Here is a 12,762-nt window from a genome sequence, read left to right on the forward strand (position 1 = left end):
TTATAAACTTTTTGTCATCCCTTAATGCCGCCCTGGTACGAGATTCCCTCTACCAGATAGTCCTCACCATATAGGAATATCAGAAGTGGTGGGACCAGATATATTACTGCAACCGCAAAGGCAAGTGATATCTCCCCTGAGTTGATCTTGGACAGGAACACTGAAAGCGGATGCAGATCAGTATTGGTCAAAAGAATCAGTGGCTGCTCCACCATGTTCCAAAAATCAAAAAATACTAAGATAGCAATTGATGCTATACCGCCCTTACAAAGTGGCATGTTGATCCTTGAAAAGATATACCACTCGCCAGCTCCGTCTATAGACGCCGCCTCTATGACTTCTGTAGGAATCCTTCGCATGAACTTGGTCAGAAGGTACACCGCAAAGGGTGAGAAGAATCCCGGAAGCCATATGGACCACCTTGTATCTATGATGCCAAGGGCCTTTGATACCAGGAAGTTTGGAACAAGTGTTACCTGATAAGGCATCAGCATCATAATGATGTAGGCAAAGAAAATAACTCTTTTAACCTTGCTGTCGTATCTTGAAAAGCCGTAGGCTGCTAGGGTTGCGATACCCAGCTGTACTGCCACGATAGGAACTGTATAGATAATTGAGTTCCAAAACTTTATAAGGTACTGAGGGCTCTTAAATAGCACCGTAAAGTACTGAGAAAAGGTCACCATATCAGGTATGAACTTAAGGTTCACAGTCTTGGATATGAAGATCTTGCCGCCCTTTTCCGTTGTTGCAAATATTGAGCCATAATTGGCGCTAATTTCCGACGAACTCATAAATGAATTCGTGATGGTTAGTATGATCGGAAGCAGGAATATGAAGGCAAAAATAAATGCCGCTACAGTTACAAGCACTGTCTTGTAGTTATCTATCCTCTTCCTACGCTTGTACATTTTTTGTAAAAGATTCATAGTTTAGCCCTCTACGTCTTTCCCATAGAAGTTCTCAACAGCGTACATGACGTATACAAGGGCTGTTACAACTATGAACATTATGATTGCTGCCGCAGACAATTTCTGATAATCGAGAGAGGCAAAAGTATTATTCATGAAATGCTGCAGCAGATATAACGAAGTAACCGGATAGTCGCCAGTCATAAGGTAAACCTCTCTAAATACCTTAAATGAGTTGATAAGCGACATGATAGTTACAAATAGTATCGTCGATGAAAGGTATCTGACCTTGATAAGCCAGAAAACCTGCATCTTGGATGCATTTTCAAGGGCCGCTACTTCTAGGAGCTCTTTTGGAATACTAGCAAGGGCCGACATGAACAGGATCATGTTGTAGCCTAGGTTCTTCCATAGGAAAAGAGCTACTATAACGATGTAGGCTTTATCTGACTTTAGCCAGTCGATCTTGTCTGCTCCAAATAAAGCTGTGAAGTTATTTACAAGACCGTTGTAATGAAACATTACCTGCCAGATAAGGACAATTGAGGCTGTAGGAACCATTAAAGGGCTTAAGAAGAAAGACCTAAAGTAGCTCTTAAATGGAATCCTTGATTCCATGACAGCTGCCAAAAAAAGCGAAAGCAAAACTGCCAATGGAACTGCCATGAATGAAAACTTTAGGGTATTCATTCCAGCAAGTTTAAAAGCATCGTTCCCCCAAACATTTATGTAGTTTGCAAAGCCTACAAATCTCTTTTGAATAGGGTTATTGATCATGGAGTAATAGATAACTACCATGAAAGGAGCCACGAAAAACAGCAGCACTCCCACTATTGAAGGAAGCAAAAACAGCCAGGAGATCATGCCCTTTTTTTCATTGGCAGACATAGTCCCTGTTCTGAGCCTATGAAGTTTTCTTTTGATCCTTGATAATAATTTGGCCAATTTAGTTATTAGTATCCTTTACTACAAATTCTGGGACGATTCCATAGTCAAAGTACATATACTGACCGTAGCTACCATAATCACTATTTGGTATCTCACCTTCTCTTGTAACTACAATAGAATACTGCCCACAGAGTTTGCTGTGATCACTCCAGTAATTAAGGAAATCGTTAAAGTATGCTGTTTCACAGATTTCTTTTATCTGTTCAGGATCTGTATAAATTACAGAAACAGAATCAAGATCTGAAGGAACTTCATTATAATCAGTAACAGACATATCATAGCCTGGATAATAGTTTGTAATTTCTATAGATTTAATCTTAGATATATCAAGCTCTGATCCAGAATATATTCCGTATTTTTTCATAAGAGCAATAGTCTTCTCATAGTTTTCATAAACAGGAATGTTGGCATCTACGTAATATAAACCATCATTTGAATATTCGATGCAGCCAATAGGTCTGTGATCACGCATATATGAATATGAGAAACCATTAAGAATATCTTCTCTAAGTGCATCGCTAAGTTCTTCATAAGAAAGCTCAGTTGAAATAAGTGTCTCATTTATAGTGTTATATCTGACGATCCTGTTCTTGGAATTAAATTCATCAGAAGCTCTGAGTTCATCGTCGAAAAAGACGTCAAATCTGCCCTTCAAGTACTCATCTGAAGCTAAGACCTTATCCATAAGTTCTGGATCAACATCAAAAGGAATAACAATGCTTCTATAGATATTCCTACCGCTCTTCATCCTGTATAGAATAGTCACATCATATCCATCTGCATATGAATTATGGTCCTCACCGTTTCTTGCAGCTTCTCTTGAGTTGTCCATTCCAAGCTTGGCAATCTGAATGAAATCATTCACATTAGTTATATACATGTGATTTACCTCTGATTCAACGAAGTCATTATCTTCATTGGACCAGACATTGAACTCACCGTAATAATCAAGTATTGCGCAGCTCTCCACCTTCTCAGGATTTGGAATATATGAATCATAGCCCAAAAGATCGCCCCTAAAGATAACAAAGATAAGAAGCACGATCGCAATAGCCATGATGGTCTGTGGAATTCCCTTAAAGAACCTTCTGATATTAGTATCAATGATCACTTCAAAAATGCATCCAGCAAGGATAGTTCCAAGGATCATGATAAAGCACATGAGCATGCAGAGTTTTTTGTTCCATACGTTCTCGTACATTATGTATACAAGGTATGCTGCCCCAAGACCAACTATTACGCATATAGTAACTTTAACAAACCATCTAAATGGTCTGAAGGCAATACTCTTTCCTGCCATCTCAGCTTTACGCTTGCTGCTGATAAGAAGGACTAATATAAAAGCTATAACAGCTACTAAAAGGGTATCTATCTCAAATCTAAGGTTTGATAAGATCCTAGCCTGGAGAATGCTCATATTCTCAATCATCTTGTCAGAACTTAATCCGCCAAATCTTGAATTAAAAGCAAAGAGGCTTGAAAATCTATCAAATACAGGTGAAAGATAAACATTCATCCTGGAGCTGTAGCTATATGTGGCATAAAAAAGTGACTTGAAGAAATCAAGTTCAGCAGCAATGACAATTGAAGCAAATGCGAAAAGACCTGTGACCAATATTGCTGAAACATAAGTTCCACACAGCATGATAGCTACAACTGTAACGTTATATACTGCAAAGTAAAGAACTATGTTGCGAACAAATTCAACTAATGCAGAAACTAAAACCTGTTCATTGATTGCTCCCATGCATGCTGCAATGATCAAAGCAATGAGCTCGCTTATACCAAACATTGTCAAATACGTAAGGAACGCACTGACATATGTCTTTTTGATTCTCTGAACCCTTGTTGTAGGCTGGCTCAAATAGAAATCAATCCTGCTCTGGCTAAAGAGATATGAAAATCCCTGAAAAGCAAATACAACGCCGATGAGCATTACAAGCATAAATGTAATACTATCAAGACCCATGATTCTGCTGACTGCTCTGCACTTCTCCATGGCAAGCACGGCGTCAGTCTGGTTGTACAGTCTGTAATAATTGATGGATCTTGAGATCATCATGATGACGCCAAGAACAAAATAAGCAAACACAAATGGAAATGTTACAAGTGAAGTCCAAAGAGTTCCTGTAACATATTTTTTCTGGTTTTTAACCTTATCACTGAAGGACAAATTTGCGGATGTCATATCCAACTACCTCCGTCTCACTAATAAAGATTTCTTCTAATGTAAGAGCAAGAACTTCAAAGAAAATAGGATTGCCTCTCTTAAAGGCTGTCTCAATATCTTCTCTCTCGCCTCTAATAGTAATTGTATGAAGTCTTCCTCTCTTTTCATGAAGGAGAACGTTAAGGCCTTCAAGGGCTCTTTTTTCATCCTCTTCTGATGAGAATACGCACTGTACCTTCTGCATCTGAAGCTTCATGTTCTCGATATCCTCTGAAAGGATAACTCCGCCCTGATGGAGAAGACCAATGTGATCACAGATATCTTCTAATTCTCTAAGGTTATGAGATGCAATAACAGGTGTCAGCCCTCTATCTTCCATCTCAGCAGCAAAAAGAGATTTAACTCCCTGTCTTACTACTGGATCAAGACCATCAAAGGTTTCGTCACAGAGAAGGTACTTGGTTCCAGCGCAGATTCCAAGAAGGATAGATACCTGCTTTTTCATTCCCTTTGAAAAGGTTGATATCTTGCGCTTAGCATCAAGTCCAAAGCCCTGGCACATCTTAAGGAATCTCAGCTTATCAAAAGTGTCATAGACTCCTTCATAATATGTAGCCATCTCTTCTGGTGTTGAATTTGGAAGGAAATACTGGTCATCGGAAATGTAAAAGACATCCTTCTTGACATCAGGATTGTCATATACAGGTCTATTATCAACAAGTACGATTCCCTTGTCTGGCTTGATAACACCAGCAATAATTCTAAGGATAGTACTCTTACCAGCACCATTAGTTCCAACAAGTCCGAATACTTCACCGTCAAGTATTCCAAGAGAAACACGATTGACAGCTTTTATGTCATCAAATGATTTTTCTAGATCTAGTAATTCAATCATGCTCTACCTCCAGTTCCCAAGCTTCCGCTAAAGCGGATCTTTATTTCATTCATAAAATCCTCAATAGGTATACCAATCTCATTGGCTTCAAATAGAAGGTCAAGAATCTGCTGTATGAGTTCTTCCTTCTTATTTTCCTTAAGGGAATCATTGCCCTTAACGAAATTGCCGCGCCCTTTGACAGTGTAAATAAAGCCCTGTCTCTCAAGCTCAGCATAAGCCTTCTGAACAGTATTAGGATTAGTAGACAGCTCCATAGCAAGGCTCCTGACAGATGGCATCTGATCATCAGCCTGTAATATTCCCTTGTAGATCTGCGCCTTGAAGTTCTCTACAATCTGCTCATAGATTGGTCTGCTATCTTGATAATCAATAAGTTTCATCTCATCCCTCACCCATTGTTTAACAATAATAGTATCAACGTAACCAACTGTACTAACATAACTAGTACACTTATGATTTTATTCCTATTGCGTTTGTTTTGCAATAGGAATTTTTGAGCCCTAGGGACGGAGGTTGGGGCTCATTTTTGGCAAAAAAAGAGATCCTACCGTGTGGTAGAATCTCTTTTCATATATCTTAGAAATCAACTTCCGTGTCGTAATAGCAGCACTTGAGGAGTTTTTCCATCTCTTCCTGTGATGGCTGGCGAGGATTTGATCCTGTGCAAGCATCGAGGATAGCGTTTGCTGCAATGTCGTGAAGTCTCTCGTTGAAGATAGACTCAGATACAAATCCCTGATCTGCTGGAAGTCCATCAGCACCATAGTGCTGGATGCAGTGAGGAATGTTGAGGTCATCATTCATCTTGCGGAGATAATCAATAAGAAGTTTAACCTTCTCGTCATCATTTGATCCGCCGAGGTTCATGTAATCAGCGATCACGCCGTATCTCTTTTTAGCTGTAGGATCCTTAGCGTTGAATGCGATAACCTTTGGAAGGTACATAGCATTAGCTGCGCCGTGGATGATGTGTGCGCCCTGGTCTGCAAATACAGCACCAGTCTTGTGAGCCATTGAGTGAACGATTCCAAGGAGAGCATTTGAGAATGCCATTCCCGCAAGACACTGAGCGTCATGCATTGCGTCTCTTGAATTCATGTCGCCATTGTACGACTTAACAAGATTTGCCTGGATCATCTCGATTGCATGGATTGCAAGAGCATCTGTGTATTCGCAATTTGCTGTAGAAACGTAAGCTTCAATAGCATGTGTGATAGCGTCCATACCTGTATGAGCAACAAGCTTAACAGGCATTGTATGTGTGAGCTCAGGATCAACGATTGCAACATCAGGTGTGATCTCGAAGTCAGCGATAGGATACTTGATGCCCTTGTTGTAATCAGTGATGATTGAAAAAGCTGTTACTTCTGTAGCTGTTCCAGATGTAGAAGGAATAGCACAGAAATGAGCTTTTGTACGAAGTTTTGGAAGGCCGAATACCTTGCACATATCTTCAAATGTAGTCTCAGGATATTCATACTTGATCCACATAGCCTTAGCAGCATCGATAGGTGAGCCACCGCCGATAGCAACGATCCAGTCAGGCTGGAACTTCTGCATAGCTTCAGCGCCCTTCATAACTGTCTCAACTGAAGGATCAGGCTCGATACCTTCAAAGAGTTCTACTTCCATTCCAGCTTCCTTAAGGTAATCTTCAACCTTCTGAAGGAATCCGCCCTTTTTCATAGAACTTCCACCAACACAAACAATTGCTCGCTTACCTTCCAGTGTCTTTAATGCCTCCAATGCTCCCTTGCCGTGATAGACATCCCTAGGTAGTGTGAAACGTGACATACTGAAATACCTCCTTTAATTTATTATGTTAAAAATATAACGCAACCCCACACATATTATATCGCAATACCATATAAAGCACAACAAAAAAGAGCTTCTACCCACGGTAGAAACTCTTCTCAATTACAGTTATTTTTCTTTCTTTAACTTACTTTGTACATCAAGAATTTGTTGCAAAGGATAATCACAGAACTCCGCAATTTCTTCAGGCCTTTTACCTCTGCGAAGCATGTCGGAAATCTTATCAAAGTCTCTCTGTTCTATTCCTTGCTCTATTCCCAGTTCAACGCCTTTGTTCTCGGCATCCTTAAGTTCATCAGCCATAAGTTCTCTTAGTGCTTCACACATACTAGTATCTCCTTTCAGCTTGTCATACAGTTCCTTGTTGCTCATGGTACTGATTTGAAGTACTGCGTCAGCAAAACGCTTGTCTCCAGGCTCAGTGTATTTACTTGCTTCTTCAAGGAATTGTCTTACTGTATCTTCGTCTGCCTTCTTTCTCATGACAGACAAAGCTTTTAAACTTGAATCTCTGAGCTCACTGATGACAACAATGGATATCGGAATGTCAATCATTCCGTAAACCTTGTATACACCAGGGTCCTGCTCTCCAACTCTCACACCTTTTTCTCTTAAATACTTAAATAACTTAACCGGCTTGGCCGCTCTGAATATCGATATTGTTATCTCGCTTGCTTTGATCTCATCGACCGTCTTTCCAAGGCTTTTGAAAATACAAGTATATCCAATCACCTTCCACAGAACATCAACATTGAGCTCATCATTTGGGTTCTTGTACTCAATGATATTGTAAGTCCTGTAATCTCGCCCAATTGCATTATCAACATACACATCGTGGCGCTTCTTGATAACTAGATAGTCAATTCTAAGTGGCTCGCTTGATAGTGGATGTTCTCGCTCCACCTCAATATCTTTTGCATAAGCACGCAAACTCAGCATCAAGCCACCTTCAAATCCGGAATGCCAGTCAAGTCGCTGTTTTTCGCTTTCAGTCATTGTAATTATATCACCGCCTTTTTTTATCAACAACTAAGTAATTTTGTAGCAGATTATGGGATTGTCGGCATAAATCGCCTTTGCAACAGAAAGTTGCATTTCGCTCTGAATGAGCACAAAAATAAGTGTAGCAGATAAATCTTAAGATTTATTGTAGGAAATTCTTAATTTTTCTTAAGAATCATTTTTAACAAAAATGAGCCCTAACCTCCGTCCCTAGGGCTCAAAAATATTGACTTCCCCACCTAGCTAGCGTATATTTAAATGCGAATGATTTGCAACTAGAATAACAAGGAGCACAACATCAATGGGGAAAGTATATTTCGTAAACGGCTTCCTGGGAGCTGGCAAGACCAGATTCATACAGGAGCTTCTAGAGGAAGATTATTTCAAGATAAAAGGCAAGACACTTCTACTACTCTGCGAAGAAGGTGAAACTGAATACGACGATTATCTCATGCAAAACCTAAACGTAGAGATCAAAAAGATTGAAAACGAGGAAGACTTCACACCTGACAATCTCACAAATATAGAAAAAGAATCAACCCCAGAGCGCATTATCATCGAGTTCAACGGCATGTGGATGAGAAAAGACCTAGAATTTCCCTGGTACTGGAACGACATCATGGAGATTGCGATCTTCGATACTCCATCCTTTGACATGTACGCAAGAAACATGAAGTCTCTTCTATCTGAGCAGGTGAGAAATGCATATATGGCGGTGTTCTTTAGTGCTGATGGGTTCAAGGACAAGCTTGCGACCTACAGACGAAACGTCAAGGCCGTTAATCCCAAGCTCAACATTGTCTTCAAGGACAGAGACGGCGACGACATTGTAACTCGCTTTGAGGACGAGCTTCCATACGACCTAAATGCCCCACTGATCGACATCACAGACGATGCCTTCGCGGCATTTTACCTAGATTCACTAGACAATATAGACAGATACATTGGTAAAAGAGTCAGATTCACAGCCCAGGTCATGAAGACCAAGGACCAGACGAGAAAATCCTTCCTTGCAGGAAGAATGGCCATGACCTGCTGCGAACAAGATCTTTCCCTCTTTGGCGTTATCTGCGACTATGATCAGATTGATGAACTCATTCATGGTTCCTGGGCGGTTATCGAAGGTACCTTGTCAAAAGAGTTTTTCTCCAAGTACGAAAATGAGTTCCTCATCTGCAAAGTAGATGACATACAGATATGTGGCAAGCCAAAGAAGGAAATAATAGATGTAATTTAAGCTGCCATAGCTTCCTTTTATTGAAAAAAATCTTCATTTAACCGTTTGCATGTGATAATATATGGAATGTTGGTTTAACAAACAGTTTTGAAAGGAATAATGAGATGAAAATTGCAGTAACATACGAAAACGGACAAGTGTTCCAGCACTTTGGACATACAAGCGAATTTAAGATCTATAGCGTTGAAGATAACAAGATCGTATCTTCAGAAGTAATGAATACTAACGGCACAGGCCATGAAGCTCTTGCTACTCTCCTTGCAGACAGCGATGTAAAGGTGCTCATCTGCGGTGGTATTGGCGGCGGCGCTGTTGCTGCTCTAGAAGAAAGTGGTATTGAATACGTATCAGGCGTATCAGGAAATACAGATGATGCTGTAGAAGCTTACCTTGATGGAAAGCTCACAAGCACAGGAGTTAACTGTGACCATCATGATCACGAACATGAGCATCATCACGAGGACGGTGGATGTGGACACTGTGGTCACGATGATTCCAAAGAGGGATCATGTGGAAACTGTAGTGACGACGATTCAGAAGGCTGTGGCGGTGGCTGCGGCGGTTGTGGTGGTTGCCATCCTACTACTCCACTCTTTGAAGGTACAAACGTTGGTAAAACATGCAGCACTCACTACAAGGGAACTTTTGATGATGGAACTGTATTTGATTCATCCTATGACAGAGGTGAGCCAATCCAGTTCGTATGTGGTATGGGCATGATGATCCACGGTTTTGATAAAGCTGTTGCAGAGATGAAGGTTGGCGAGAAAGTCAACGTTCACCTTGAACCAAACGAAGCTTACGGCGAAGTTGATCCAGAGGCAATCTTCACGGTAGAGATTGAAGAACTCCCAGGTTCAGAAAACCTTACAGTAGATCAGAAAGTTTATCTACAGGATACTTTTGGAAGACCTTTCCCAGTTAAGGTTGTTGAGAAAACAGATAAGACAATCACACTTGATGCCAACCACGAGATGGCTGGTAAGGCACTTAACTTTGAGATTGAACTTGTTGAGATCAAGGATTGAGATATTAAAAAATGGCTTAGCAGCATATTGCTAAGCCATTTTTATCATAATAAACTTATTCATTCTTAGATGCTGACGCATACTCTTCTAATAACTGCTTCCTAAATTCCCGATCTTTACTAGCCCTTTTTGCATCAGAAACTCGGTCATTATCAAATAACCATTCATATAAATCAAAAACAGTATCAAAACTCTCATCCTGTATAACCTGTAAATGCTTCTCAGCATTATATCCTAACACACCCATCTCAATGACCTCCTCTTTATTCGCTGGTCCAATTATGACGCTCATCCCACAATAGACATTATGAAGTTAATGATAACTCCTGCAGAAGCTCCAGCAACACACAACAGGATAACACCGATCACGATACAAACTCTACTTAGAACCTTTCTCCTTGAATCCTTAGAGAAATGCTTACCAGTAAAAAGAAGGATTCCTCCACCGATAAGTCCGGTAAAAAACGCACCGATTACAAAAGACGCAATGCAAATAAATACGATTAACGCAATGATCATTGCAAAAAAGAAAACTCCGCCCATAACTCTTTTTCCTCCTAAAAACTAATAATATATTATTGTCCCCAATTATCTAAAATATCAAGCATATCCTCGTAGGTATGATACTTCTCAGCATATTGGAGCTTGAATTCATCCACATACTCCGCCACGTGCGCATTGAACTCCTCCTCAGTCACAGTCTCGCCCTTCCACTCGTAGGTCAGCGTGTAGGGATAATTCTCATCAGTTGTCATCTTCTCCCAGTCTTCATCGGACACGTACTTAAGGCCAGAAGCAATTAGCGTAAACTTGCCATCCTTGAGCTCTGTGATCTCCACTGGATAATAGTCCTGATGCCCCGTATCCGTATAAATGAGGCCACCGTACTGAATGTACTTGGAACCAATCCTAGAAAAATGCCCCTCGACAACCTGTCCATCATAATATGTCAAAATGTACTCGCCGCCTGCCTCAGTCCCCGAATCGATCAAAAGCTCCGGCTCAGTATTATCATCAACATATATAAGCGCAAAGGGCATTTCATCTTTCCTAAAATACTCTTCGCCGTACTCAGTCCTGATATATTCCGCATAAGCGCTAGGCCAGCCTAGTTCCGTATTTACCGGCGCAGGCTCTGCGCACCCTGTTAAAAGAGCTACAGAAAGCGCCGCAATTCCTATATTTACTCTCTTCATATTGTTCCTCCACAAGCGTATCTACAAGTGAAACACATCATCCACCCCCAGATGTTGCATCACTCCCACTTCTTCCAAACATCCGGCTGATAGCCAAGTGTGGCCTGCCTTCCATTTCTCACAACCGGAGTCTTGATAATATGCTGATTCTCCAGGAGTTTCTCCAGCTTGTCCTCATCAGCAATATATTGTAAAAGAGCTATAGCGTCCTTATCCTTGGCATTCTCATCTATCATATTTAATAGACCACCACACACAGAAGCTACAGAAGTAAGCTCACCCTTACTCATGCCCTTTTCCTTCATGTCGATAAACTGAAACTTGATCCCGCGCTCCTTAAAGAAACGCTCTGCCTTCTTGGTATCATTGCACTTCTTAGTGCCAAAAATCTGTATGTTCATCAAACCTCCAAATGCTGCCTACTTCCAAAACCGCAAGTATTATTTAACCCAAAATCTACACTCTCTAATATATAGCATTTTACTGTTCGGTCAATAACATCTTATCTTTTCCAAATATAACGTTCAAAATTGAACACAATTGAAGTAGTTTAGCCTTTATGGTATATTGAAGCTAATAAAAAACAAGGAAATAAACAATGGAAACCATTAAACTTCTTGAAAAAGATGGCCTTTCTATCGAAACACTTACATCACTTTCATATAAGACAAGCCTTGATAAAAACTTAAAGAGAAATCTTCATCATTTTGATAAAGAAACTCTATAAAAGATGTTGATGAAGCAATCTCATTTATGGATAATCAAGGAGAACTTCTTGAAAATTTGGCTATCGATTATAGGATAAAATCGGAACAATCCGCACATCACAAATATGAACGCTATTATCCTGATACGTTGACAGAAAAAGTCTTTAATGATTTACTAGGATTCAGATCTCTCTGCGATTCATATTCAGACATACTTGCTCTATCAAATGAAGATAACTTCAGAGTTGCTGATATGACCAAAGGCAAGGCTAATGATGATGGATACAGAGGTGTTCACGTGTACTTTCAGGTTGACCATTACCATTATCCTATAGAGATACAGTACAATACATATTATGACAGACAATTAAACAACTGGCTCCATTCTTTCCTGTATAAAAAGGGATATGATAACAGTATCGGAAAAAGAATGCGTCAGGAATATGAACTTGGAAAAATAAAATCCGATATAGATTTTGAGGAGGTGCTAAAAAATGTGCTATCTAGTTGCTAAAGATATCAACAAACGCGGCTGTGTTGCTTTTAAAACAAAACATGGTCCTGCACTTGTATCATTAAAAAAAGAACTTATTGATCAGGTCGGTCTTGATAGAATACAGCTTGTAACAATCAGTAGGCCATCAGCTTATGGTGAATATGAGCCTTACAGTTTTGTAAAAACTGAAGATGAAATGAAGGAAGCAGTGCTTCATATGTAAGAATAAAGCAGAGACTTTTTTAGTCTCTGCTTTTTTAATCTATCCTTTAACCAATTTCCTTATCTAGTAATTGTTTTTTTGCAAATTATTACACGTCTAAATGCTGTCTACTTCCAAAAACGCAAGTACAT

General features: G+C 40.0%; 16 protein-coding genes. 5 read left to right on the forward strand and 11 right to left on the reverse strand.

Annotated features, from left to right (window positions below; translation table 11 throughout):
• Window positions 1-14 precede the first annotated feature (14 nt).
• The 7 genes from BLS24_RS10420 to BLS24_RS10450 form a co-directional block, all read right to left on the reverse strand.
• On the reverse strand, window positions 15-929 hold the full coding sequence (locus BLS24_RS10420; protein ID WP_242872275.1) for a carbohydrate ABC transporter permease: 915 nt from the start codon (window positions 927-929) through the stop codon (window positions 15-17).
• Between the two features lie 3 nt (window positions 930-932).
• On the reverse strand, window positions 933-1,856 hold the full coding sequence (locus tag BLS24_RS10425) for a carbohydrate ABC transporter permease (RefSeq protein WP_242872276.1): 924 nt from the start codon (window positions 1,854-1,856) through the stop codon (window positions 933-935).
• A gap of 1 nt (window position 1,857) precedes the next feature.
• On the reverse strand, window positions 1,858-4,047 hold the full coding sequence (locus BLS24_RS10430; protein WP_091758792.1) for a hypothetical protein: 2,190 nt from the start codon (window positions 4,045-4,047) through the stop codon (window positions 1,858-1,860).
• Window positions 4,019-4,924, reverse strand: a complete 906-nt coding sequence (locus BLS24_RS10435) for an ABC transporter ATP-binding protein (protein ID WP_091758794.1) — start codon at window positions 4,922-4,924, stop codon at window positions 4,019-4,021. Before BLS24_RS10435 ends, BLS24_RS10430 begins: the two co-directional genes overlap by 29 nt.
• The gene (locus BLS24_RS10440; protein WP_091758796.1) at window positions 4,921-5,307 is read right to left on the reverse strand and encodes a GntR family transcriptional regulator; all 387 of its coding nucleotides are present in this window, start codon (window positions 5,305-5,307) and stop codon (window positions 4,921-4,923) included. Before BLS24_RS10440 ends, BLS24_RS10435 begins: the two co-directional genes overlap by 4 nt.
• A gap of 196 nt (window positions 5,308-5,503) precedes the next feature.
• Window positions 5,504-6,721, reverse strand: a complete 1,218-nt coding sequence (locus tag BLS24_RS10445) for an iron-containing alcohol dehydrogenase (protein WP_091758798.1) — start codon at window positions 6,719-6,721, stop codon at window positions 5,504-5,506.
• A 129-nt stretch (window positions 6,722-6,850) separates the two neighbouring features.
• Window positions 6,851-7,738, reverse strand: a complete 888-nt coding sequence (locus BLS24_RS10450) for a hypothetical protein (protein WP_091758800.1) — start codon at window positions 7,736-7,738, stop codon at window positions 6,851-6,853.
• A gap of 307 nt (window positions 7,739-8,045) precedes the next feature.
• Between BLS24_RS10450 and BLS24_RS10455 the strand changes: the two genes are divergently transcribed.
• Together BLS24_RS10455 and BLS24_RS10460 are read left to right on the forward strand one after the other, a co-directional pair.
• Entirely contained in the window at window positions 8,046-8,981 is a 936-nt protein-coding gene (locus tag BLS24_RS10455; RefSeq protein WP_091758802.1) for a TIGR03943 family putative permease subunit, read from the forward strand.
• 104 nt (window positions 8,982-9,085) lie between these two features.
• Window positions 9,086-10,009 (forward strand): FKBP-type peptidyl-prolyl cis-trans isomerase, encoded by a 924-nt coding sequence (locus tag BLS24_RS10460; protein ID WP_091758804.1) that lies wholly within the window; start codon window positions 9,086-9,088, stop codon window positions 10,007-10,009.
• Window positions 10,010-10,064: 55 nt separating this feature from the next.
• On the opposite strand, the gene BLS24_RS10465 is transcribed toward BLS24_RS10460, so the two are convergent.
• From BLS24_RS10465 to BLS24_RS10480, 4 genes are read right to left on the reverse strand one after another with little or no spacing between them, the layout of a single operon-like run.
• The gene (locus BLS24_RS10465; protein ID WP_143015163.1) at window positions 10,065-10,256 is read right to left on the reverse strand and encodes a hypothetical protein; all 192 of its coding nucleotides are present in this window, start codon (window positions 10,254-10,256) and stop codon (window positions 10,065-10,067) included.
• 41 nt (window positions 10,257-10,297) lie between these two features.
• The gene (locus tag BLS24_RS10470; RefSeq protein ID WP_091758808.1) at window positions 10,298-10,552 is read right to left on the reverse strand and encodes a hypothetical protein; all 255 of its coding nucleotides are present in this window, start codon (window positions 10,550-10,552) and stop codon (window positions 10,298-10,300) included.
• A gap of 32 nt (window positions 10,553-10,584) precedes the next feature.
• Entirely contained in the window at window positions 10,585-11,205 is a 621-nt protein-coding gene (locus BLS24_RS10475; protein WP_091758810.1) for a hypothetical protein, read from the reverse strand.
• Between the two features lie 59 nt (window positions 11,206-11,264).
• Window positions 11,265-11,606: an arsenate reductase family protein gene (locus BLS24_RS10480; RefSeq protein WP_091758812.1), complete on the reverse strand. Its 342-nt coding sequence runs from the start codon at window positions 11,604-11,606 to the stop codon at window positions 11,265-11,267.
• A 197-nt stretch (window positions 11,607-11,803) separates the two neighbouring features.
• Here BLS24_RS10480 and BLS24_RS15485 point away from each other — a divergent pair, with 197 nt between their 5' ends.
• The 3 genes from BLS24_RS15485 to BLS24_RS10490 are packed head-to-tail and all read left to right on the forward strand — an operon-like array spanning window position 11,804 to window position 12,631.
• On the forward strand, window positions 11,804-11,932 hold the full coding sequence (locus tag BLS24_RS15485) for a hypothetical protein (RefSeq protein WP_278289825.1): 129 nt from the start codon (window positions 11,804-11,806) through the stop codon (window positions 11,930-11,932).
• A 26-nt stretch (window positions 11,933-11,958) separates the two neighbouring features.
• Window positions 11,959-12,426, forward strand: coding sequence for a nucleotidyltransferase family protein (locus tag BLS24_RS10485; RefSeq protein WP_242872277.1), 468 nt, complete (start codon window positions 11,959-11,961; stop codon window positions 12,424-12,426).
• Complete coding sequence (locus tag BLS24_RS10490) at window positions 12,407-12,631, forward strand: DUF6718 family protein (protein ID WP_091758814.1); 225 nt, start codon at window positions 12,407-12,409, stop codon at window positions 12,629-12,631. Before BLS24_RS10485 ends, BLS24_RS10490 begins: the two co-directional genes overlap by 20 nt.
• The last annotated feature ends 131 nt before the right edge of the window (window positions 12,632-12,762 follow it).

Origin of the sequence: Butyrivibrio sp. INlla18 (assembly GCF_900103635.1) — a bacterium.
GTDB lineage: Bacteria > Bacillota > Clostridia > Lachnospirales > Lachnospiraceae > Butyrivibrio.

Coding starts and splice junctions, on each gene's coding strand:
- BLS24_RS10420 (WP_242872275.1), bottom strand. CDS start 929: ATGAATCTTTTACAAAAAATGTACAAGCGTAGGAAGAGGATAGATAAC.
- BLS24_RS10430 (WP_091758792.1), bottom strand. CDS start 4,047: ATGACATCCGCAAATTTGTCCTTCAGTGATAAGGTTAAAAACCAGAAA.
- BLS24_RS10435 (WP_091758794.1), bottom strand. CDS start 4,924: ATGATTGAATTACTAGATCTAGAAAAATCATTTGATGACATAAAAGCT.
- BLS24_RS10440 (WP_091758796.1), bottom strand. CDS start 5,307: ATGAAACTTATTGATTATCAAGATAGCAGACCAATCTATGAGCAGATT.
- BLS24_RS10445 (WP_091758798.1), bottom strand. CDS start 6,721: ATGTCACGTTTCACACTACCTAGGGATGTCTATCACGGCAAGGGAGCA.
- BLS24_RS10450 (WP_091758800.1), bottom strand. CDS start 7,738: ATGACTGAAAGCGAAAAACAGCGACTTGACTGGCATTCCGGATTTGAA.
- BLS24_RS10455 (WP_091758802.1), top strand. CDS start 8,046: ATGGGGAAAGTATATTTCGTAAACGGCTTCCTGGGAGCTGGCAAGACC.
- BLS24_RS10460 (WP_091758804.1), top strand. CDS start 9,086: ATGAAAATTGCAGTAACATACGAAAACGGACAAGTGTTCCAGCACTTT.
- BLS24_RS10465 (WP_143015163.1), bottom strand. CDS start 10,256: ATGGGTGTGTTAGGATATAATGCTGAGAAGCATTTACAGGTTATACAG.
- BLS24_RS10470 (WP_091758808.1), bottom strand. CDS start 10,552: ATGGGCGGAGTTTTCTTTTTTGCAATGATCATTGCGTTAATCGTATTT.
- BLS24_RS10475 (WP_091758810.1), bottom strand. CDS start 11,205: ATGAAGAGAGTAAATATAGGAATTGCGGCGCTTTCTGTAGCTCTTTTA.
- BLS24_RS10480 (WP_091758812.1), bottom strand. CDS start 11,606: ATGAACATACAGATTTTTGGCACTAAGAAGTGCAATGATACCAAGAAG.
- BLS24_RS15485 (WP_278289825.1), top strand. CDS start 11,804: ATGGAAACCATTAAACTTCTTGAAAAAGATGGCCTTTCTATCGAAACA.
- BLS24_RS10485 (WP_242872277.1), top strand. CDS start 11,959: ATGGATAATCAAGGAGAACTTCTTGAAAATTTGGCTATCGATTATAGG.
- BLS24_RS10490 (WP_091758814.1), top strand. CDS start 12,407: ATGTGCTATCTAGTTGCTAAAGATATCAACAAACGCGGCTGTGTTGCT.